This window comes from Flavonifractor porci, from assembly GCF_037572415.1.
Classification (GTDB): Bacteria; Bacillota; Clostridia; order Oscillospirales; family Oscillospiraceae; genus Flavonifractor; species Flavonifractor porci.
The window spans coordinates 1-20,722 of the sequence record NZ_JBBHLB010000010.1 but is presented as its reverse complement, the minus strand read 5'-3'; the positions used below and the strand labels follow the sequence as shown (position 1 = coordinate 20,722).

The 20,722-nt window shown below is 60.8% G+C and carries 20 protein-coding genes; 10 read left to right on the top strand and 10 right to left on the bottom strand.

The window, feature by feature from the left end:
- Positions 1-30: 30 nt before the first annotated feature.
- The 3 genes from WHJ28_RS10035 to WHJ28_RS10025 all read right to left on the bottom strand — a co-directional run bounded on the left by WHJ28_RS10035 (position 31) and on the right by WHJ28_RS10025 (position 2,445).
- Positions 31-636, bottom strand: a complete 606-nt coding sequence (locus WHJ28_RS10035; RefSeq protein ID WP_340041997.1) for an ATP-binding cassette domain-containing protein — start codon at positions 634-636, stop codon at positions 31-33.
- Positions 633-1,322, bottom strand: coding sequence for an ABC transporter permease (locus tag WHJ28_RS10030; RefSeq protein WP_340041996.1), 690 nt, complete (start codon positions 1,320-1,322; stop codon positions 633-635). Before WHJ28_RS10030 ends, WHJ28_RS10035 begins: the two co-directional genes overlap by 4 nt.
- 79 nt (positions 1,323-1,401) lie before the next feature.
- Positions 1,402-2,445, bottom strand: coding sequence for an ABC transporter substrate-binding protein (locus WHJ28_RS10025; RefSeq protein ID WP_340041995.1), 1,044 nt, complete (start codon positions 2,443-2,445; stop codon positions 1,402-1,404).
- Positions 2,446-2,612: 167 nt separating this feature from the next.
- On the opposite strand from WHJ28_RS10025, the gene WHJ28_RS10020 reads away from it, so the two are divergent.
- Positions 2,613-2,903 (top strand): hypothetical protein, encoded by a 291-nt coding sequence (locus tag WHJ28_RS10020; protein WP_340041994.1) that lies wholly within the window; start codon positions 2,613-2,615, stop codon positions 2,901-2,903.
- Between the two features lie 141 nt (positions 2,904-3,044).
- The gene (locus tag WHJ28_RS10015) at positions 3,045-4,139 is read left to right on the top strand and encodes an LCP family protein (RefSeq protein ID WP_340041993.1); all 1,095 of its coding nucleotides are present in this window, start codon (positions 3,045-3,047) and stop codon (positions 4,137-4,139) included.
- Between the two features lie 48 nt (positions 4,140-4,187).
- On the opposite strand, the gene WHJ28_RS10010 is transcribed toward WHJ28_RS10015, so the two are convergent.
- The 7 genes from WHJ28_RS10010 to mobA all read right to left on the bottom strand — a co-directional run bounded on the left by WHJ28_RS10010 (position 4,188) and on the right by mobA (position 8,637).
- Complete coding sequence (locus WHJ28_RS10010; protein WP_087189476.1) at positions 4,188-4,379, bottom strand: hypothetical protein; 192 nt, start codon at positions 4,377-4,379, stop codon at positions 4,188-4,190.
- A gap of 24 nt (positions 4,380-4,403) precedes the next feature.
- Positions 4,404-5,156 carry a peptidoglycan recognition protein family protein gene (locus WHJ28_RS10005; protein ID WP_340041992.1) on the bottom strand — a complete coding sequence of 251 codons (753 nt, stop codon included), beginning with the start codon at positions 5,154-5,156 and terminating at the stop codon, positions 4,404-4,406.
- Positions 5,157-5,200: 44 nt separating this feature from the next.
- A complete protein-coding gene (locus WHJ28_RS10000) occupies positions 5,201-5,548 on the bottom strand; it encodes a hypothetical protein (protein ID WP_340041991.1) in 348 nt (115 codons plus the stop codon).
- 66 nt (positions 5,549-5,614) lie between these two features.
- Positions 5,615-6,400, bottom strand: coding sequence for an amino acid ABC transporter ATP-binding protein (locus WHJ28_RS09995; protein WP_340041990.1), 786 nt, complete (start codon positions 6,398-6,400; stop codon positions 5,615-5,617).
- Between the two features lie 13 nt (positions 6,401-6,413).
- Entirely contained in the window at positions 6,414-7,052 is a 639-nt protein-coding gene (locus tag WHJ28_RS09990) for an amino acid ABC transporter permease (protein WP_340041989.1), read from the bottom strand.
- A gap of 70 nt (positions 7,053-7,122) precedes the next feature.
- Positions 7,123-7,971: a transporter substrate-binding domain-containing protein gene (locus WHJ28_RS09985; protein WP_340041988.1), complete on the bottom strand. Its 849-nt coding sequence runs from the start codon at positions 7,969-7,971 to the stop codon at positions 7,123-7,125.
- 87 nt (positions 7,972-8,058) lie between these two features.
- Positions 8,059-8,637: a molybdenum cofactor guanylyltransferase gene (gene mobA / locus WHJ28_RS09980; RefSeq protein WP_340041987.1), complete on the bottom strand. Its 579-nt coding sequence runs from the start codon at positions 8,635-8,637 to the stop codon at positions 8,059-8,061.
- Positions 8,638-8,774: 137 nt separating this feature from the next.
- Between mobA and WHJ28_RS09975 the strand changes: the two genes are divergently transcribed.
- The 8 genes from WHJ28_RS09975 (at position 8,775) to WHJ28_RS09940 (ending at position 20,576) form a co-directional block, all read left to right on the top strand.
- The gene (locus tag WHJ28_RS09975; RefSeq protein ID WP_340041986.1) at positions 8,775-9,926 is read left to right on the top strand and encodes a D-alanyl-D-alanine carboxypeptidase family protein; all 1,152 of its coding nucleotides are present in this window, start codon (positions 8,775-8,777) and stop codon (positions 9,924-9,926) included.
- 252 nt (positions 9,927-10,178) lie between these two features.
- A complete protein-coding gene (gene glgB / locus WHJ28_RS09970; RefSeq protein ID WP_340041985.1) occupies positions 10,179-12,326 on the top strand; it encodes a 1,4-alpha-glucan branching protein GlgB in 2,148 nt (715 codons plus the stop codon).
- 60 nt (positions 12,327-12,386) lie between these two features.
- Positions 12,387-13,595 carry a glucose-1-phosphate adenylyltransferase gene (locus WHJ28_RS09965; RefSeq protein ID WP_340041984.1) on the top strand — a complete coding sequence of 403 codons (1,209 nt, stop codon included), beginning with the start codon at positions 12,387-12,389 and terminating at the stop codon, positions 13,593-13,595.
- On the top strand, positions 13,592-14,707 hold the full coding sequence (gene glgD / locus WHJ28_RS09960; RefSeq protein WP_340041983.1) for a glucose-1-phosphate adenylyltransferase subunit GlgD: 1,116 nt from the start codon (positions 13,592-13,594) through the stop codon (positions 14,705-14,707). The genes WHJ28_RS09965 and glgD overlap by 4 nt, the downstream gene beginning before the upstream one ends.
- A 104-nt stretch (positions 14,708-14,811) precedes the next feature.
- On the top strand, positions 14,812-16,248 hold the full coding sequence (gene glgA / locus WHJ28_RS09955) for a glycogen synthase GlgA (RefSeq protein WP_340041982.1): 1,437 nt from the start codon (positions 14,812-14,814) through the stop codon (positions 16,246-16,248).
- 114 nt (positions 16,249-16,362) lie between these two features.
- Positions 16,363-18,810 carry a glycogen/starch/alpha-glucan phosphorylase gene (locus tag WHJ28_RS09950; RefSeq protein ID WP_340041981.1) on the top strand — a complete coding sequence of 816 codons (2,448 nt, stop codon included), beginning with the start codon at positions 16,363-16,365 and terminating at the stop codon, positions 18,808-18,810.
- 114 nt (positions 18,811-18,924) lie between these two features.
- The gene (locus WHJ28_RS09945; RefSeq protein ID WP_340041980.1) at positions 18,925-19,410 is read left to right on the top strand and encodes an RNA polymerase sigma factor; all 486 of its coding nucleotides are present in this window, start codon (positions 18,925-18,927) and stop codon (positions 19,408-19,410) included.
- A complete protein-coding gene (locus WHJ28_RS09940; RefSeq protein WP_340041979.1) occupies positions 19,407-20,576 on the top strand; it encodes a hypothetical protein in 1,170 nt (389 codons plus the stop codon). Before WHJ28_RS09945 ends, WHJ28_RS09940 begins: the two co-directional genes overlap by 4 nt.
- Positions 20,577-20,722 lie beyond the last annotated feature (146 nt).

Genomic DNA, 20,722 nt, shown 5'->3' with positions numbered 1-20,722 from the left:
CACAAAGCAAAACAGAGGACTCCGATCCTGTTAGGATCGGAGTCCTCTGTTTTCTGCGCGGTCCGTTAGCCCCAGGGGCGGCCCTTCCAGGGCGATCACCCGGTCACACAGGGCCACCGTCTCACGTTCATGGCTGGACAGCACCACCGGCAGCCCAAGCCCCCGCACCCGCTCCAGGATGCGGGCGGCCCTGGGGGCATCCACCCCCGCAAATGGCTCGTCCAGCAGGATGAGCCCGCCGCCGCAGGCCAGCGTTCGGGCCAGAGCCAGCCGCCTCCCCATACCGCCGGACAGGGCGGCCGGGTAGCGCTGTTCCTCCCCCTCCAGCTCCGCCAGGACCAGCCAGCGGGAGACCTCCCCCCGACGCTCCCGGGGCAGCACATCGGCAATGTGCTGCCCCACCGTCCGCCAGGGCATCAGCCGGTTCTCCTGGAAGAGGATCACCGGATTTGGCGGGGTGGCCACAGTCCCCTCCTCCACCGGCTGGAGTCCAGCCAGCACCCGCAGCAGGGTGGTCTTGCCGCAGCCGGAGGGACCGGACAGGGCGGTGATCCCCGTCTCCGGCAGATCCAGAGAAAAACGGTCCAATACTGTCTTTTCCCCAAAACAAACGGTAATATCTTTGACTGATATCACGTTTTACCCCCTCCCAGCCACCGGAACAGGATGCCCAGGGCGTATTCCAGCACAAAGCTCAACACGATGACCACCGCCGTCCAGGCGAACAGGTCGGGGGTCTCCAGGGTGATCTTGGCCCGGTAGAGCTGGGTGCCGATGGCCAGCTTGGGCTGACAGAGCACCTCGGCGGCCACCCCCGCTTTCCAGGCCAGGCCCAGACCAGTGGCGCAGCCGCTGACAAAGTAGGGCCGCACCGAGGGCAGGTACACCAGACGCAAGGTCTTGCCCTGGCCGAAGCGGTAGGCCCGGGCGGCCTCCAGCAGCAGGGGATCGGTCTGAGCCACGCCCTTACTGACGTTGCCCCACAGCACCGGCAGCACCATCAGGCCGGATACGATGGCGGGCACCCAGCCGGAGGATGGGGCCCACAGCAGCACCAGCACGATAAAGGAGGCCACCGGGATGGCCCGGATCACCTTGACCGCCGGGGTGAGCACCCAGTCCGCCCCCCGGAGGGCGGAGGTGGCCGCCGCCACCAGAGCCCCCGCCGCCGCGCCGACGGCAAAGCCCCCGAAGATACGGCCCAGGGTCACCGCCGCCGACTGCCAGAAGGCCCCCTGTCCCGCCAGGGCCCACAGCCGCTGGGCCACCAGCAGGGGATAGGGCAGCAGCAAAGCTCCGTGGCCGTTGGTCCTCACGTCCACCAAAAAGGCCGCAAGCTGCCAAACCCCCAGCCAGAAGGCCAGGGGTATGACAGCTCGCAGTAATTTGTTTTGTTTGAAATTACGGGATGTAGTAGAAGGCGTCATCGGGGATGGAACCTCCGATCGAAGTGGGGTCGGCGGCAAAGAGCACCTCATAGTAGCTGGAGATGGACTTCAGGTCCTCACCGGCGGTAAAGATCATGTTGGCCTGGGGGATGGCCGCGGTGGCAATAGCGGCCTTGGGCACGATGCCGTACTGCTCGATGAGCTGGCCGCCCTCCTCCGGGTTGTCTTTGATGTAGTTGATGGAGGCCTCATACTCCTGCAGGAAGGCCGCCACCGCCTCTGGGTGCTCCTGGGCAAATTCGGTGCGCACCACCACGCAGCCCATGGTGAAGGTACCGGAGGCTCCGGACTGGGTCCAGGCGTCGCTCAGGTCGATGGCGTCCCGTACATCACTGTTCTGCATCAGCACGGTGGTAGCGGCGGGCACGGGGAGCATACACAGGTCGATCTCACCGGAGGCCATCAGGGTGGTGACCTCCTCGCCGGTTTTCCACTGGATGTCCACATCGATATCCGGGTCCAGGCCGTTCTGGGTCAGCAGGTAGTCCAGCACATACTCGGTGTTGGTGCCCTGGTTGATGGCGTAAATGGTCTTGCCGGACAGGTCGGCCAGAGAGTTGACGGTATTGCCGTTCTCCAGAATGTGGAGCACGCCCAGAGTATTCAGGGCCAGCAGCTGCACGTTGCCGGTCTTGTTGTACAGATTGGCGGCCACGTTGGTGGGTAGAGCGGCCATATCCAGCTCACCGCTGTTCAGCTTGGGCACGATATCGGTGGAGGGATCGGAACCCATGGTCACATTGTAGTGGTTGACGGTCTTACCGGCGTCGTTGTCGGAGAGCAGCCTGGCGGCGCCCATACCGGTGGGGCCGTTGAGCAGGCCCAGGTTGATCTCGGTTCCCTCCAGAGCAGGGGTTTCAGACTGGGCGGGGGTGGTCTCCGCCACGGGGGTAGTCTCGGCGGGAGGGGTGCTCTCCGCCGGAGCGGGATTGGAAGCGCAGGCGGCAAGGCCCAACGCCAGGGCCACGGTCAGGCCCAGTGCAAGCAGTTTCTTCATGGTACCTCGTTCCTTTCTGGGCCGCATGAGCGTTTGTTCTCCATACGGTCCAGTTCAGTGTATCATGTCCCCGGAAAATGTCAACGGGCAAATTCCCCAATTCTGCCCGGGACGGACCGGGCAGTGCCCACCGGCATAGGATAAGGGGTGAAAAGGAGGTGTTTTCTATGAACCAACCCGCCTGTCAGAGAGCCCGGGACCAGGAGGCCCGGCAGCGGGCCGCCGCCATTCTGGCCCAGAGCCAGCCCATGGAGCCCGCCATGAAACGGTACGCCCATCCCATTCCCTGCTGGAGCGGCCCGGTTTGGTCCCCGCCCTCCGCCGGAGGAGAGGGGATGGACCGGGTGCTGGAGGAGCTGACCCGGCAGAACCAGCTGCTGATGGATCTGCTGGGAGCGGTCAATTCCCTCACCGCCGCCACTCTCAGCATCCGCAGCCGGCTTGTGGGAGAGGCGTAAGGTTTCAGGTTTCCTGTCAAAAAAACCGAAAACACGGAAACTTTTCCTTGTCTTATGCCGTCTAATTCGATATAATGCGGTCATTCTAGCGATAAAAGCAATACATAACGGCATATATTACCAAAGAAAGGCGTGGTGGCCATGGCCAAGCGGCTGATGAAAAAAGAGAAAATCCCTCTGTCTCCCGGACAGAAGGCGGCCAAGATTTTGTTTATTGTTCTGGCAGTAGTGGCGGCGCTGGTATTGGCCTTCATCGTTACCTTCAAGCTGCTGGCTCAGCCCCCCAAGATCGCGGAGGAGACGCCCCCGCCCAAGGAAAGCGAACATGTCTCTCTCCAGTCCCCCGACCCGGAGGAGAGTACCCAGCCCGCTCGTCAGCGAAAGGAGTACACCTATACCTTCCTGCTGTGCGCCAGCGACCAGGCCAGCGGCAACGTGGACACCATGATCGTGGCCACCTACGACACGGTAAACCAGACCATTGCCATGGTCTCCATCCCCCGGGACACCCTGATCGAGGGCGTCTCCAGCAAGGGAAAGCACTTCTATAAGCTGTGCAGTATGTACCCCTACAACGGCATCGACGCGCTGAAGGAAGAGGTCCAGAACATCGTGGGTTTCCCCATCGACTTCTATGTAAAGGTGAACACCCGGGGCTTTGTACGCCTGGTGGATGCGGTAGGCGGCGTCAACTTCAATGTGCCGGTGCATATGTCCTATGACGATCCCGACCAGGATCTGCACATCCACTTTGAACCCGGAATGCAGTATCTCACCGGATCTGACGCCCTGAAGGTGGTACGCTGCCGGAAAAACTCCGACGGTCCCGGTATCTATCCCCATAACATCTACGACGCTTATCCCGACGCAGATATCGGCCGTACCAGGACGCAGCGGGAACTCATTATGGCAGTTCTGAAGAAGGCCATCTCCCAGCCCCTCAACCTGCCCACCTACTACGATATCTTTATGGAGAACGTGGAGACCGACCTGAGTGTCACCGACCTGGCCTTTTTCGCCGACAAGGGCCTGTCCTTCAACTTCGACAATGTGACCGCCACCTCCCTGCCGGGGGACGGCACGGTACGCTACAAGGGCATAGACTGGTGCTACGAACTCTACCCGGAAAAGGTGCTGGAGATCGTCAACACCTCCGGGCTCAACCCCTACACCATCGACATCACCGCCGATATGCTGGACATTACCCAGAGCGGCACCGTCAAGCAGCCCGACTGATCACGCAAAAAAGGACGCCTCCCGGCGTCCTTTTTTGCGTTGCAAGTCTTACACAAATTCGTAATCCACGAACTTGTCCTCACCCTGCTTGTTGTCCTTGGTCTCTCCCACGAAGGTGCCCATCACATGGCAGTCGGGGCAGAAGCCAAACTCAGGCTCGGAGGCAAACTCCAGCTCATAGCGGTACTTCTTGCCGCACTGCGGGCACTCGTAAAAGAAATAGTAGGTTCCCCAGGTCATTTTAACTTCCTCCTCTTCTTCCTGTTACTTCCCCAGCAGACCCAGACGTTCCAAAATCAAAGCGGCCTGCTCCCGGGTCAGGGGAGCGCCGGGAGCGGTGCCGTCGAATACACCGGCATCCTTGGCCTTGTTCCAGGCCTCTCTGGCCCACTCGCTCACCGTCCGGGCGGAAATCTCCCCCTCACGGGCGGTGAAGGCCGCGTCAAACTGCTCCTGCGTCATCTCCGGTTCACCCCCCTTCAGCCGCGCTTTCACATCGGCGCGGAGGGTGTCCATGCTCTTACCGTGCTTGGGGAACCAGTGCCCCACATCCGCGTGATTGGAGGCCAGCCCCAGCTTGCAGCCTTCCGCATGGTCGATGATGTCCCGCTCCGGGTCCAGGCCGTATTTTTCACACAGATAGGCGCACAGCTCCACCGCCGTGTCGTATACCTGCTGAAAATAGGCCTTGTTTTTTACCGGGTCGTATCCGATCATGGTGCCGCCTTTGTAGGTGTGCCCGGCAGGCTCCAGGATCTCAAAACTGATATGGGTGTTATTGGCCGATCCGCCGGCGTGCCATCCCCGCCAGTTCCAGGGCAGGGTCTCGGTAACACCCCCCCGGTGGACGATGGCATGGACACAGGCGTTCACCCCCGGTTTGTTCCAGGCCTTGAGAAAGACGTTGACGTCCGGCTGGGCCACGCCGGTGGAGTGGACCATGATCCCCTTGGGTTTGATGGTGCGTCCTGCCTTATAGCAGTCGCTGTTGGTGAGAATATGCTCTGTGATGTGCATTGGCAACCCCTCCGGGTCATCCTATGCGCTTCACAGATTTGCGGTCATCCTTCCTTGCTTTGCTCCTCCAGCTCCGCCCGGCGGGCGTCTCTGGCCTGGAGGGTCTCCTTCAGGCTTCTGGGCGGCCGGGCATTGATGGTCTTCTGCCAGACCAATACCCAGGACCGCAGCTCTTCCAGCCCCTCCTCCGTCATGGGAAAGGACTTCGTCTTCTCCACAGTGCTGTCCTGGAGCCGCCAGGGCCCCTCCCAAACCTGGGCGGTCAGGGAGGGGGGATTCTCCTCGTCCCCCTTCACCGGGTCCACCCGGTAGCGCATCCGGCCGCCGCTGGCGGTCCAGAAATTCTCATTCTCAAAGTGGGAAAGCACCGGCAAAAAAATGGCTTCCTCCATGGCGTCAACTCCTTGCAGTATAAAAGCGTGGTATCCAGCTTATGATACCACGCTTTTTGACCCTTTTCAATTCTCGGAATAGCGGGACAAAAACTGACGGGTCCGCTCTTCCCGGGGATTCTCGATGACCTGCCGGGCGGGGCCCTGTTCCACAATGACGCCGCCGTCCATGAAGATCACCTGGTCGGCCACATCCCGGGCAAAGGCCATCTCATGGGTGACGATGATCATGGTGGTCTTTTGCTCGGCCAGGGAGCGGATCACCTTGAGTACCTCGCCGGTGAGCTCCGGGTCCAGTGCGGAGGTGGGCTCGTCAAAGCACAGGATGTCAGGCTGGAGGGCCAGCGCACGGGCGATAGCCACCCGCTGCTGCTGGCCGCCGGAGAGCTGGTGGGGATAGTGGCCCGCCCGGTCGGCCAGGCCCATCCGCTCCAGCAGGGCCTGACCCTGGATACGGATCTCCTCCAGGATGGCCTTCTTGTTCTGCTTGAAGTCGGGCCGCTCCTTGGCCAGCAGTTCCCCGGCCAGAGTCACATTCTCCAGGGCGGTGTACTGAGGGAACAGGTTGAAGGACTGAAACACCAGTCCGAAGTGGAGCCGCTTTTTGCGTACCTCTGCCTCCCGCTGGGTGGCGGGATCGTCGGCGTCAAAGAGGGCCTCGCCGTTCACCAAGATTTTGCCCTGGTTGGGCGTCTCCAGAAAGTTCAGGCAGCGCAGCAGGGTGGTCTTGCCGGAGCCGGATGAGCCGATGATGGCCAGAGCCTGTCCCTGCTCCAGGGAAAAGCTGATGTCCTCCAGCACCCGGGTGGCCCCAAAATGCTTCTCAATGTGCTGTACGTCCAAAACAGGCATGGTCCGGGCCTCCTTACTTGAAATAGTTCAGCTTCTTCTCAAACCAGCTGAAGAGCAGGGTGAGAATACCGTTGGCCACCAGATAGAACACGGCGGTGTAGAACAGGGGCCAGATCATGCCCTTTTTAATGTAGGACTCACCCATCCAGATGATCTCATACACCGAGATGACCCGCACCAGGGCGGTATCCTTCACCAGGGTGATGAACTCGTTGCCCATGGGAGGCACAATGCGCTTGATGACCTGAAGGAGGGTCACCTTGAAGAAGATCTGGCCGCGCTTCATGCCCAGCACCAGACCGGCCTCCTGCTGGCCCGCCGGTACGCCCTGAATACCGCCCCGGTAGATCTCGGAGAAGTAGCAGGCGTAGTTGATGACAAAGGTCACTACCGCCGCGGTGAACCGGGGCAGCAGCGGCAGGTCGAACATCAGGCCCGGGCCGTAGAACACCACCATGATCTGAAGCATCAGGGGGGTGCCCCGGACGATCCACACCACAGTTTTGACCACCCAGCGCAGGGGGGCGCACCGGCTCATGGAGCCAAAGGAGATCACCAGACCCAGAGGCAGGGCAAACAGGAGGGTCAGGAGAAAGAGCTCCAGGGTGACCACAAACCCCTCCAGCAGGGTGAGCGTAACAGACATCAGCATAGCGTTTCCCTCTTTTGGCCGGGGAAGGGCAGAGAGTCCACGACTCTCTGCCCCATCCCCGCAGGATAGTTTACTTTTCGATGACGGACTCCTGGACGCCGTAGGTGGTGGCCATCTCCATGACGGTACCGGCGTCATAGGCCTCTTTCCAGAAGGTGTTGAAGGCCTCGGTCAGGTCGGAACCCTGGCGGAAGGCCACGCCGTACTCCTCGTCGTTGAGCTGCACGGTGTAGGTCAGCTCCGGATAGCTGGTGCCCTCGCCGATCATGGCGCCGGCCATCAGCAGGTCAATGACGCAGGCGTCGGAGGCGCCGGAGGCCACCTCCATCAGGGCGTCAGCCTGGGTGGTCTTGGCCACATAGTTCAAATTCAGCGCATCCAGCTGAGCGGCGCCCTGGGAACCGTTCTCCACGGCGAAGCTCAGGCCGCTGAGGCTCTCCACAGTTTGATAATCCTCAGCCTTGTCGGCGGGGACCACCACCACCTGGCCATTGCGGCAGTAAGGCTCGGACACGGAGGCGCCGGCCTTCACCTCGTCGTTGATGGTCATGCCGTTCCAGATCACGTCGATGCCCTTGGTGTCCAGCTCCATCAGCTTATTGTCCCAGTTGATCTCAATAAACTCCGCTTTCGCGCCCAGGCTCTCGGCAAAAGCCTTGGCCATGTCGGCGTCGAAGCCGATCCACTCACCGTTCTCATCCTTATAGTCCATGGGCTTAAAATCGGTCATGCCAACGACGAGGGTGCCCTTCTCCTTCACATAAGCCATATCGCTCTCGGCAGTAGGAGTCCCGGAATTGCCGGCGGGGCTCTCACTGTTGCCCCCAGGGGTATTGGCGGTACCGCCGGTGCCGCCGCAGGCAGCCAGGGTAAAGGTCAGGCCCAGCGCAAGGGCCAAAGCAGTCAGTCTGCGTTTCATGTACATTCCTCCAAACCATGTGTGTCGTGGTTGCTTTCGTATATTACCACACTAAAGCGCTATTGTAAAGAGGAATTTTTCATTTCATCATTCTGTCTGTGCCGCCCGGCAGTAGTCTTCCCTTGTGTTTACATTCCACAAAACCCGCTCCAGATCAAACTCCCCCAGATCGCCTTCCTCCAGCCAGCGGCAGTCCACCCGATCCAGCAGAGCCTTCATGGCCCGGCGTCCCTGGTCCAGGCACGCGCTGAGCGTCTCAAGGCAACTGCGGCGATACAGGGCAAATAGAGGCTCCGCCTCCCCGCTCCGCCGCCGAATGACCCAGGCGTCGCCACCCTTTGCCTCTGACAGCACCCGGGCCGCCAGCGCGGGTCCGGCAAAGGGCAGGTCCACAGCGGCCAGAAACACCGCCTCCGCCCCGGTGCGAAGAAAGGCGGCCTCCAGCCCCGCCAGGGGGCCCTGGCCCGGCCGCAGATCGGGCAGCTCCCGGTATCCGGGATAGCGTCCCGGCTGGTCCACCGACACATATACCTCACCAAACAGCGGGGAAAGCTCCTGCGCCATCCGGTCCAAAAAACTTCTCCCCGCCAGGGACAGCCCCGCCTTGTCACAGCCCATCCGGCAGCTCTGTCCGCCGGACAGTATCACCGTAATGGTGCGCTCCATCCTCCCGCCTCCCAGTGCTTTTGAATGATTTTGCCATTGTACCAGAAAAAATTACCCCCGTCAAAAGCCGTATAGAAGCCTTTTCCTCTCCATATCCTCTCCCACAGAGCATTTCAGCATTGGAGGCATCACACACCATGAAAAAACTGGCCGCGGCCCTGGTGGCCGCCACCCTACTGGCTCTGCCCGTCCAGGCCGCCGAGGCCGATCCGTCCGCCGCTGGTGCGCCCACCGTGGACGCGGCGGGGGCCGTACTGATGGAAAAGGAGACAGGCACCGTTCTCTATGAGCAAAGCGCCCACGATAAACTGGAACCTGCCAGCGTCACAAAAGTCATGACCCTGCTGCTGGTGATGGAGGCCATCGACAGCGGCAGCCTGTCCAGAGACGATCTGGTCACCGTTTCCGCCCACGCCGCCTCCATGGGCGGCTCCCAGGTCTATTTAAAAGAAGGGGAGCAGATGACGGTAAACGATCTGCTCAAGGCGGTGGCGGTGGCCTCCGGCAACGACGCCTCGGTGGCCCTGGCCGAACACCTCTGCGGCAGCGAGGAGGCCTTTGTGGCCAAAATGAATGAGCGGGCCGCTCAGCTGGGTATGACGGACACCTGCTTTGTCAACTGCACCGGCCTGCCGGCGGCGGGCCATCTCACCTCCGCCTACGACATCGCCCTCATGAGCCGGGAGCTCATCCGCAACCACCCCTCCATCCGGGACTACACCACCATCTGGATGGACTCCCTCCGGAACGGTCAGTTCCAGCTGGCCAACACCAATAAGCTGATCCGCTTCTATGAGGGAGCCACCGGGCTGAAAACCGGCTCCACTGACGCAGCCGGCTACTGCCTGTCCGCCACGGCGGAGCGGGACGGCATGGAGCTCATTGCCGTCATCCTCAAATCCACCACCAAGGATACCCGGACAGCAGCGGCTCAAACCCTGCTCAACTACGGCTTTGCCAACTATACCCTGATGGACGTCTACCCCTCCCAGGCACTGCCGCCGGTGGATGTGCTGCTGGGGGAACAGGAAACCATTCAGCCCGTTCTCTCCCAGCCCACCCGCATTCTGGTCAGCCGCTCCATGGTCAATCAGGTGGAGACTCAGTTGGAGCTGTGTCAGGATGTGGAGGCCCCGGTGGAGGCGGGTCAGACCCTGGGCAGAATGACGGTGACCGCCGGGGGCCAGGACCTGGCCCAGATCCCCATCGTGGCCAATCAGGCTGTGGCCCGGCTTTCCGCCCCTGGTATTTTCCTGCGTCTGGTACGCACCCTGCTCATGGCCGGCTAGCGCCGTGGACAAAGGTCCGCCGCAGTAAAACTGCGGCGGACCTTGCGCGTTCTTTACAAAAGATATTGCATATATTTCTGGAAATTTTACACTTCGATTGGCAATCCCTATCTTGACTATCTTGCCATATGGTTGTATACTTTACACAAATAAAATCCATGTATTTTGGATTTTATTTATTACCAATGACAAGAACCCCCAGTTTACGTCATTCCAGTTGTTCTGGGGGCTGCCAACAAGGAGAGGATACCTATGGCTTCCACCAAACCGAGTTCGATCCTCCATGATTTTTCACAGGGCCATGCGGTACGGGCCCAGGAGTTTATGGGCGCTCATCCTGCGGTGCAGAATGGGCAGGACGGCTGGGTCTTCCGGGTTTGGGCCCCCCACGCCCAATCGGTCGCTGTTATGGGTGATTTCAACGGCTGGAACGATTCCGACCACCCCATGGAACTGCTTTCCGACGGTGTCTGGGAAGCCTTTATTCCCGGTCTGAAACAGTTTGACAGCTATAAATACGCGGTACATACCGCCTCCGGCCGGGTGCTGGCCAAGGCCGACCCCTACGCCTTCCACGCCGAGACTCGTCCCGGCACCGCGTCCAAGCTCTATGACCTGTCCGGTTATGGCTGGGGCGACGACAGCTGGATGGACTACCGGAAGAACAATCCCATTTACCAGAAACCTTTGAATATTTATGAAGTCCATCTGGGTTCCTGGCGGCGTACCGGTGAGGACGAGATGCTCTCCTACCGGGACATCGGCAAGTACCTGGTGCCCTATGTGAAGGAGATGGGATTCACCCATGTGGAGCTGCTTCCCATCACCGAGCATCCTCTGGATGCCTCCTGGGGCTATCAGTGTACCGGCTATTTTGCCGCCACCAGCCGCTTTGGCACCCCCCACGACTTTATGTGGCTGGTGGACCAGCTCCACCAGGCGGGTATCGGCGTGATCCTGGACTGGGTACCTGCCCACTTCCCCAAGGATGCCTTCGGCCTGTATGAGTTTGACGGCGAGCCCTGCTACGAGTACGCCGACACCCGCAAGGGCGAGCACGCCGACTGGGGCACCCGGGTGTTTGACTACGCCCGCCACGAGGTCCGCTCCTTCCTGTTCTCCTCCGCCCTCTTCTGGCTGGAGCAGTTCCATATCGACGGTCTGCGGGTGGACGCGGTAGCCTCCATGCTCTATCTGGACTACGGCCGCCAGGGCGGCGAGTGGGTGCCCAATATGTTTGGCGGCCATGAAAACCTGGAGGCGGTAGACTTCATCCAGGAGCTCAACCAGCAGATCTTCAAGGACCACCCCGACGTGATGATGATCGCCGAGGAATCCACCGCCTGGCCCCGTGTATCCCACCCGGTGGGCGAGGGCGGCCTGGAGGGCGGCCTGGGCTTCAACCTGAAGTGGAACATGGGCTGGATGAACGACATCCTCCATTATATCAAGCTGGACCCCTATTTCCGGCAGTTCAACCACAAAGACATCACCTTCTCCCTGATGTACGCCTTCTCGGAGAACTTCGTGCTCCCCCTGTCCCACGACGAGGTGGTACATATGAAGGGCTCCCTCATCAACAAGATGCCGGGCACCAACGAGGAGAAGTTCGCCGGTGTGCGGGCCTTCTATACCTATATGCTCACCCATCCCGGCAAAAAGCTGCTGATGATGGGCAGCGAGTTCGGCCAGTGGAACGAGTGGCACTATGAGCACTCCCTGGACTGGCACCTGCTGGACCCGGATCAGGAGTGGGCCGTGCCCCACCGCCAGCTGCAGCAGTTCTTCAAGCAGGCCAATGCCTTCTATCTGGCCCATCCCCAGCTGTGGGCGCTTGACTTCTCCTGGGAAGGTTTTGAGTGGATCGAAGCCGACGACAATCAGGCCAATACGGTAGCCTTCCTCCGAAAGGACGCCAAGGGAGACGCTCTGGTCATCGTGTGCAACTTCTCCCCGGTGGACCGCACCGGCTATACCGTGGGCGTGCCCGTTCCCGGCGTTTACACCTGCATCTTTAACTCCGACATCCCCGACTTCGGCGGCAAGGGCGGCGGCGACCATGAGCCGGTCCGCAGCCGTTATGTGGAGAGTCAGGGCCGGGAGCAGTCCATTACCATCTCCCTGCCGCCCATGAGCGCGGTGATCTATCAGTGTACCCGCAAGTTCCCCGTCCGCAAAAAGAAAGCGGACAAAGAGGCTCCCGCCAAGCCCGCCATTCGCAAGAAGGCTGCCGCTCCGGCGGTAAAGGCGGAAACACCCAAACCCGCAGTGCGCAAAAAGGCGGCTGCTCCTGCGGTGAAGGAGGCGGCTCCCAAGCCCGCCGTCCGCAAGAAGGCCGCCGTCCCCGCCGTCAAGGCCGAGTCCGCCAAGCCCGTTGTACGGAAAAAGAAGGAAAAGTGACCCCTCTCCGGGCAGCCGGAGTTTATCAGTTTGTTCCAGTTCAAACTCTGAGGTGATAGAATGAAAAAGGAATGTGTCGCCATGCTGCTGGCCGGCGGCCAAGGCAGTCGCCTTCACGCCCTCACCAGCCACGTGGCCAAGCCCGCAGTCCCCTTCGGTGGTAAGTACCGCATCATCGACTTTCCCCTGTCCAACTGCATCAACTCCGGCATTGATACCGTGGGTGTGCTGACCCAGTACCGCCCCATGGAGCTCAACGCCTACATCGGCAATGGCGAGCCCTGGGATCTGGACCGCTCCTACGGCGGCGTCCATATCCTCCCCCCTTATATGCGGGAGGGTGAGAAGGGCACCTGGTACAAGGGTACCGCCAACGCCATCTATCAGAATATCAACTTCCTGGATACCTATGATCCTGACTACGTGCTCATCTTGTCGGGCGACCACGTTTATAAGATGGATTATGCCGATATGCTCCGCCGCCACAAGGATTCCAAGGCCGCCTGTACCATCTCCGTGCTGGAGGTTCCCATGGCGGAAGCCCCTCGCTTTGGCATCATGAACGTCAACGAGAACGACGACATCTACGAGTTTGAGGAAAAGCCCAAAAAGCCCAAGAGCAATCTGGCCTCCATGGGTATCTATATCTTCACCTGGAAGAAGCTGCGGGAGTACCTCATCGCCGACGAGGAGGACGAGAAGAGCGCCAACGACTTCGGCAAAAACATCATTCCCGCCATGCTGAACGCCGGCGAGAAGATGACCGCCTACCGCTTCAAGGGCTACTGGAAGGACGTGGGCACCATCGACTCCCTGTGGGACGCCAACATGGATATGCTCTCTCCCGACAACGGTATCGACCTGTATGATTCTGAGTGGCCCATCTTCGCCCGCACCCCCACCAAGCCTCCTCACTTTATGGGCAAGAACGCCAAGGTGGACCATTCCATGGTCACTGGCGGCTGCGAGGTATACGGCACTGTGGAGAACTCCGTCCTGTTCCACTCCGTCATCGTAGAGGAGGGCGCCGTGGTGCGCTACTCCATCCTGATGCCTGGCACCGTGGTCAAGGCGGGCGCCGTGGTGGAGTATTCCATCATCGCGGAAAACAGCGTCATCGGCGAGCGGGCCCGGGTGGGCACCTCCCCCGACGGCACTGAGGACTGGGGCGTGGCCGTGGTGGCTCAGAACCTGACCGTGGGCCCCGACGCCGTGGTCTCTCCCAAGGCCATGATTACTCGTAACGTGAAAGGAGGTGGGGTGAAATGATGAACAAACTGCACGGCATCATCTTCTCCTACCTTTCCAACCCCGACCTGCGGGAGCTGACCCAGAACCGCAACACCTGCTCCATCCCCTACGGCGGCCGGTACCGGGTCATTGACTTCATGCTCTCCAACATGGTCAACGCGGGTATCTCCGACGTGGGCATGATCGTCCACGCCAACTATCAGTCCCTGCTGGACCATGTGGGCTCCGGCAAGGATTGGGACCTGTCCCGCAAGCACGGCGGCCTGCGCATTCTGCCTCCCTTCAGCTACTCCGGCAGACGGGAGGGTCTGTACAAGGGCCGTATGGACGCCCTGGCGGGGATCCGTTCCTACCTGCAGAACATCCGGCAGGACCATGTGGTGCTGGCTGGCGGAGACCTGGCGGTGAATCTCCCCCTGCGGGACATCTTTGAGGCCCATATCCGCAACGACGCCGACATTACCGCCGTGTGTACCGGCCATCCCAAGGGCGATCCCAAGGGCTGCGACTACTTCACCATCGGCGCCGGCGGACGGATCACCGACGTGTCGGTCCATCCCCCCATTGCCCAGGGCTGCGAATCTCTGGAAGTGTACATCCTCTCCAAGGAGCTGCTGCTCTCCCTGGTGGATCACTGTGCCGCCCACAACATTCACTCCTTCAGCATCGGCGTGCTCCAGGCCATGGTGGGCCAGCTGAAGATTGTCCCCTATGTGTTTGACGGCTATGCCGCCCGGCTGCAGTCTGTGGCGGGCTACTTTGCCCGCAGCATGGAGCTGTTGGACCCCGCCGTCCGGGAGCAGCTCTTTGCCCCCGACCGTCCTGTCCGTACCAAGGACCGCTCCGACCCCTCCACCTATTACGGCCCCGACTCCCGCTCCTTCAACTCTCTGGTGGCTGACGGCTGCATCATTGAGGGCGAGGTGGAAAACTCTATCCTCTTCCGTGGCGTCCGGGTGGAGAAGGGCGCCAAGGTCTCCGGCTGCGTACTGATGCAGGGCACCACCATCCAAGCCGGCGCCGTGTTGAAATATGCCATCACCGACAAGAACGTCCGGGTCAATCCGGGCCGGATGCTGATGGGCCACAGCACCTATCCCCTGGCCATCGCCAAAAACGAGATCGTCTGACCTGCGCACGGGGAGGCGGCGGCAAAACGCCGCCGCCTCCCCTTCCTGCGGCGTCTCCCCGGAGGCGTCTAGCATCCAAGTAAATTTATGGTTGGAGGTAATGTATGAATATTCTGTTTGCCACTTCTGAGTGCGCTCCTTTTATCAAAACGGGCGGACTGGCCGACGTGGCCGGCGCTCTCCCCAAGGCTCTGGCCAAGGACGGCCACGACGTGCGGGTGATCCTGCCTCTGTATGAGGGGATCGGCGAGGAATGGCGCAGCCAGATGACCTTTTTGCAGTGCTTCCACGTCACCGTGGCCTGGCGCACCCCCTACTGCGGCATCTTTGAGCTGAAGCGGGACGGCGTTACCTACTGGTTTGTGGACAACGAATATTACTTCAAGCGCTCCTCTATCTATGGCCACTACGATGACGGCGAGCGCTTCGCCTACTTCTCCCGTGCCGTTGTGGAGTCCATGGGCTGGCTCAACTGGCACCCCGATGTGCTCCACTGCAACGACTGGCAGACTGCCCTGGTGCCCATCTATCTGCTGGAGGAGCGTCATCGCATTCCTCAGCTGTATGACACGAAGAGCGTGTTCACCATCCACAACATCGAGTATCAGGGCCGCTACGGCAGCCAGACTCTGAAGGACCTGTTCGGTCTGAACGACGGCTACTTCAACGAGCATATGCTGGCCTATCACGGTGACGTCAACCTGATGAAGGGCGCTATCTACGCCTCTGATTATGTGACTACCGTGTCTCCCTCCTATGCCGATGAGCTGCAGTACAGCTTCTACGCCCACGGGCTGGAGGGTGTCATCGCCGACAACCGCCACAAGCTGCGGGGCATCCTCAACGGCATCGACACCGAGGTGTATGATCCCTGGCGGGACAAGGGGCTGACCAAGTTCTTCTCCGTCAAGCAGATGGCGGGCAAGAAAAACTGTAAGGCCGCCCTGCAGCAGATGTCCGGCCTGCGGGAAAATCCCGACACCCCCATCATTGCCTGTGTCTCCCGTCTGGTGAAGCACAAGGGCTTCGACCTGGTCACCGCCGCCATCCACGACATCATGGGCATGGATGTGCAGATGATCGTGCTGGGCACCGGCGACTGGAACTTTGAGGAGGCCTTCCGCCAGGCCCAGAATCAGTATCCCGGCCGCTTTGCCGCCCACATGATGTACTCCCCCAACCTGTCCACCGCCATCTACGGCGGCGCCGATATCTTCCTCATGCCCTCCATCTCGGAGCCCTGCGGCCTGAGCCAGATGATCGCCATGCGCTACGGCACCGTCCCTGTGGTCCGTGAGACCGGCGGTCTGCGGGACTCCGTCATTCCCTATAACAAGTTCACTGGCGAGGGCACCGGCTTCTCCTTTGCCAATATCAACGCCCACGAGATGACCGGCGTACTTGCCGACGCGGTAAACCTCTATCACAACGATCCGAAGGCCTGGAAGGGCCTCCAGAAGAACGCCATGTCCGCCGACTTCTCCTGGAAGCGTTCCGCCGCCGCCTACCGGGAGATCTATGGCTGGGTCACCGGGAAGTAACGGGAAGGTTTTCCTTCTCTTGACAACTGGAATAAAGTTGTGATAAAATTCCGCTCCGCAGGGGGATTTTCCCTGCGGAGTGCTTATTTTGTTGCCATCCTAACTGTATAGGAGATGTCTGCATTGCATAAATACACGAAAAAAGAGCTGATGACCCTCATTACCGGCAAATTGCGCCGCAATTTCGGCCGTGACGTGGAGGAGGCCACCAGCCTTCATATGTTTAAGGCCTGCGCCATGGTGCTGCGGGATATCATCTCCGAGCGGCAGATGAAGTCTGAGGACAAGGTGATCGAGGAGCACAAGCGCCAGGTCCACTATCTGTCCCTGGAGTTCCTCATGGGCCGCTCCCTGATGAAGAACGCCTACAACCTGGGCGTGCTGGAGCCTCTGAAGGAGGCCATTGAGGGGCTGGGCTTCTCCGCCCCTGATCTGTTTGAGGCTGAGCCCGACGCCGGTCTGGGCAACGGCGGCCTGGGCCGTCTGGCTGCCTGCTATCTGGACTCCATGACCACCCTGGACATCCCCGCCACCGGTTATTCCATCTGCTATGAGCTGGGTATCTTCAAGCAGAAGATCGTGGACGGCCAGCAGGTGGAGCTGCCCGACAACTGGCTGGGCCTGGGCGACGCCTGGCTCATTCCCAAGATGGACGAGACTGAAGAGGTCCGCTTCGGCGGCAAGGTGGAGGACGTTTGGGACGAGCTGGGCCACCACCGTGTCCAGCACACCGGCTATGATGTGGTCCTGGCTGTGCCCAAGGATATGGAAATCGCCGGCTACGGCACCAAACACGCCAACCTGCTCCGTCTGTGGGACGCCAAGAGCCCCACGCCGGTGGATATGAACCTGTTCTCCTCCGGTCAGTACCTGAAGGCGGTGGAGCAGCGGGCCATGGCGGAGTCCATCTCCAAGGTCCTTTACCCCGAGGACAATCACTACGAGGGCAAGTCCCTGCGCCTGAAGCAGCAGTATTTCTTCGTGTCCGCCACCATCCAGTCCATCGTGCGCAAGCACCGGGCGGAGTACGGCACCCTGCGCAACTTCCATCAGAAGCACGTCATCCAGATCAACGACACCCACCCCACCCTGGCCATTCCCGAGCTGATGCGCATTCTGCTGGACGAGGAGGGCTACGGCTGGGATGAGGCCTGGTATATCGTCACCCACACCGTCGCCTACACCAACCACACCGTGCTGGCCGAGGCTCTGGAGCGCTGGCCCCAGCAGCTTATTGAGCGCTGGCTGCCCCGGATCTGGCAGATCCTCATCGAGATCTCCAACCGGTATCAGAAGGCGCTCACCGATTATTTCCACGGCGACCTGTCCAAGGTGGCTCCCATGGCCATCATCTGGGGCGGCGAGGTCCGCATGGCCAACCTGTGCGTGTGCGCCTGCTTCAAGATCAACGGCGTGTCCGCCCTCCACTCCGACATCCTGAAAAGGGATGTCTTCCACGACGCCTATCAGCGTACCCCCGATAAGTTCACCAACGTGACCAACGGCATCGATCACCGCCGCTGGCTGAGCGAGTGCAATCCCCGCCTGGATGAGCTGATCCGGGACTGCTGCGGCAGCGACAAGTACCTGCTCCAGCCCGACGCTCTGAAGGAGCTGGAGAAGTTTAAGGACGACGCCGGCGTGCTGACCCACCTGGGCGAGATCAAGACCGCCAACAAGAAGGCCTTCGCCACCTGGGTGGCCCGGGAGCACGGCATCTTCCTCAACACCGACGCCATGTTCGACGTACAGGTGAAGCGTCTCCACGAGTACAAGCGCCAGCTGCTCAACGTGCTGCACATCATCTATCTGTACCAGCGGATGAAGAACGACTCCCACTTCGACTTCACCCCCCGCACCTACCTGTTCGGCGCCAAGGCGGCCCCCGGCTACGCCGTGGCCAAGCGGATCATCCGCCTGATCAACTCCGTGGCCCAGATGATTGAAAAGGACCCCATCTGCAAGGACCGGCTCCAGGTGGTTTTCCTGGAGAACTACCGGGTGAGCCTGGCCGAGAAACTGATGCCCGCCTCCGAGCTCTCCGAGCAGATCTCCACCGCCGGCAAGGAGGCCAGCGGTACCGGCAACATGAAGTTCATGATGAACGGCGCCGTTACCATCGGCACCCTGGACGGCGCCAATGTGGAGATGCACCAGGTGCTGGGCGACGAAAACATCTTCCTCTTCGGTCTGAAGGCCAACGAGGTGGCCGAACTGAAGCACAAGGGCTACAAGTCCTATGAGTACTATATCCACAACCCCGATCTGCGCTCTGTGATCGAGCAGCTCAATCTGGGCTTTGGCGACGGCATCAGCTATGATGACATCGCCCGCCGGCTGCTCTTCGGCGACGGCAGCCCCGCCGATGAGTACCTGCTGCTGGCCGATTTTGAGAGCTACCGGGACGCTCACGTCCAGGCTGGCCTGGCCTATCAGGACTCCAAGCGCTGGAACCAGATGTCTCTGATGAACATCGCCCGCTCCGGCATCTTTGCCGCCGATCGCTCCATCCGGGACTACGCCAAGGATATCTGGAACGTCCCCGTCCGGGAAATCAAGTAAAATACCTGCGATTCCGCGGGCGGCCTTTTGGCCGCCCGCTTTTTTTACCCGGATGCAATCATTTGGCCCGCCGCCGCGCTTTCTGAGCAGAAGGACAAGAAGGGAGTGAACGCAATGCCCACCCTCAATGGCAATCCCCTCTTCTGTGAGGAGATCCTGGACCGCTACGGTCCGCTGGTCTACCGCATGGCCATCCAGGGCACCGGCAGTGTGGCCGACGGGGAGGACGTGGCCCAGGAGGTCTTTGTGAGCCTCATCCAGAGTGATCCCCGCTTTGCCGACGAGACCCACCTGAAGGCCTGGCTCATACGGGCCACCGCCAACCGCTGCAAAAGCTGGGGGCGCTCCCCCTGGCACAGGCGCACCGTTCCTCTGGAGGAGGCCCGTCAGGCCGCCCCGCCGCCGGAGCCAGGCGGCACCTGGGAGGCGGTGGCCGCCCTGCCTCCCAAATACCGCTGGCCGGTATACCTCCACTACATCGAGGGCTATACCGCCGCCGAGATCGCCCATCTGCTGGGCTGTCCCCGGAACACGGTGCTCTCCCGGCTGAGCCGGGCCAGAGCCAAGCTGAAAGACGCGCTGAAGGAGGAATGGGCATGAACGACAAGGATTACCGCAGCACTCTGGGCGGCGCGACCCCCTCCCCCGCCTGGCGGGAGCGCACCCTGGCCGCCATGAAGCAGGCTCAGGGACAAAAGCGGCCCTCCCGTAAGCCTATGGCCATCGCCGCCACGGCGGCGGCTCTGGCTGTAGCAGTCACCGGGGGCGTATGGCTGTCCGGCCGGACCGAAATGGACCCCGACGGTCCCGGCGTGGCCCGCACCCCGGAGCCGGTGGTCACACCCACCCCTACCGCCCCCCAGATGTGGGACGAGAGTTTTTCCATCGTCACCGACCCCAGCCAGCTCATGGTCAAGAATCCCACCGCCGGGCGGCTGGACGAGCTGACCGAGCTGAAAGTCTACGAGGAGCCAACTCTGACAGATGATACCCTTCAGCGCACCCTGGCCGACGCCCTGGCTCTGGAGTATGGACTGACCATCACCGACTATCAGTGGGACCCACTTGAGTACTATCACATCCCCCGTCCGCCCACTCTGACGGCCCTGTGCGCCGACGGCTCCCAGATCCGGCTGGACGGTCTGGGGACACAGACCATTCTGTTTGATCCCGCCCGGCAGGAGGAGTTCGAAGCCCGCCTGACCCACAAGCTGACCGCTGTGTCCCGCGCCACACTGGCCCAGGAACAGCTGGAGAGCTATACCTTTGCCGGGGAGCTATATTCTTCCCTTCAGACCTTTTTCGTGGATGATCCCACCCAACCCCTGAGCGAGCAGCTCTACAACTACACCTTCCGCCGTTTTTCCACCCAGGAGGGCATAGTCAGCCAAAACACCTATCCGTTGGTCAAGGGTACCTACCCTCTCCGCTCGGAGTCGGACGCTTTGGCCAGCTTCCGCTCCGGGGACTACTGGAGCAGCCACTATACCGCCTACCCCGACCAGGCGGAGATCCTACAGGTCACCATTGAATACGACTTTTCCGCCTACCCCTATATCCAGCCCGTGTACCGTATCCTCTTTACCCAGGACTTCTGGGATGAGGTCATTGCCGACTGGATGCACGGCGGAGCGGATCCCGGCTCCTTTATGGGCGTAGGAGTGGCCTACGTTCCCGCCGTGGACCCGGCCTACCAAGACGAGATCCCCTATTATCGTCTCTTCAACGATGCCCCAGGCCACCATACGCCGGAAGATTTGAACTGACCGCAAGAAAAAACGCAGGCTGCGCAATGAACCGCTACCCGTCAAGAGGACAGTGAAAAAGTATAAAAATTCCCCGGCCAGCAGTTCATTTCTGCTGGCCACTTTTTATGCGGCGAGGCACAACTTATGCTTTTCCAATGGCGTCA

Coding starts and splice junctions, on each gene's coding strand:
- WHJ28_RS10025 (WP_340041995.1), bottom strand. CDS start 2,445: ATGAAGAAACTGCTTGCACTGGGCCTGACCGTGGCCCTGGCGTTGGGC.
- WHJ28_RS10020 (WP_340041994.1), top strand. CDS start 2,613: ATGAACCAACCCGCCTGTCAGAGAGCCCGGGACCAGGAGGCCCGGCAG.
- WHJ28_RS10015 (WP_340041993.1), top strand. CDS start 3,045: ATGGCCAAGCGGCTGATGAAAAAAGAGAAAATCCCTCTGTCTCCCGGA.
- WHJ28_RS10010 (WP_087189476.1), bottom strand. CDS start 4,379: ATGACCTGGGGAACCTACTATTTCTTTTACGAGTGCCCGCAGTGCGGC.
- WHJ28_RS10005 (WP_340041992.1), bottom strand. CDS start 5,156: ATGCACATCACAGAGCATATTCTCACCAACAGCGACTGCTATAAGGCA.
- WHJ28_RS10000 (WP_340041991.1), bottom strand. CDS start 5,548: ATGGAGGAAGCCATTTTTTTGCCGGTGCTTTCCCACTTTGAGAATGAG.
- WHJ28_RS09995 (WP_340041990.1), bottom strand. CDS start 6,400: ATGCCTGTTTTGGACGTACAGCACATTGAGAAGCATTTTGGGGCCACC.
- WHJ28_RS09990 (WP_340041989.1), bottom strand. CDS start 7,052: ATGCTGATGTCTGTTACGCTCACCCTGCTGGAGGGGTTTGTGGTCACC.
- WHJ28_RS09985 (WP_340041988.1), bottom strand. CDS start 7,971: ATGAAACGCAGACTGACTGCTTTGGCCCTTGCGCTGGGCCTGACCTTT.
- mobA (WP_340041987.1), bottom strand. CDS start 8,637: ATGGAGCGCACCATTACGGTGATACTGTCCGGCGGACAGAGCTGCCGG.
- WHJ28_RS09975 (WP_340041986.1), top strand. CDS start 8,775: ATGAAAAAACTGGCCGCGGCCCTGGTGGCCGCCACCCTACTGGCTCTG.
- glgB (WP_340041985.1), top strand. CDS start 10,179: ATGGCTTCCACCAAACCGAGTTCGATCCTCCATGATTTTTCACAGGGC.
- WHJ28_RS09965 (WP_340041984.1), top strand. CDS start 12,387: ATGAAAAAGGAATGTGTCGCCATGCTGCTGGCCGGCGGCCAAGGCAGT.
- glgD (WP_340041983.1), top strand. CDS start 13,592: ATGATGAACAAACTGCACGGCATCATCTTCTCCTACCTTTCCAACCCC.
- glgA (WP_340041982.1), top strand. CDS start 14,812: ATGAATATTCTGTTTGCCACTTCTGAGTGCGCTCCTTTTATCAAAACG.
- WHJ28_RS09950 (WP_340041981.1), top strand. CDS start 16,363: ATGTCTGCATTGCATAAATACACGAAAAAAGAGCTGATGACCCTCATT.
- WHJ28_RS09945 (WP_340041980.1), top strand. CDS start 18,925: ATGCCCACCCTCAATGGCAATCCCCTCTTCTGTGAGGAGATCCTGGAC.
- WHJ28_RS09940 (WP_340041979.1), top strand. CDS start 19,407: ATGAACGACAAGGATTACCGCAGCACTCTGGGCGGCGCGACCCCCTCC.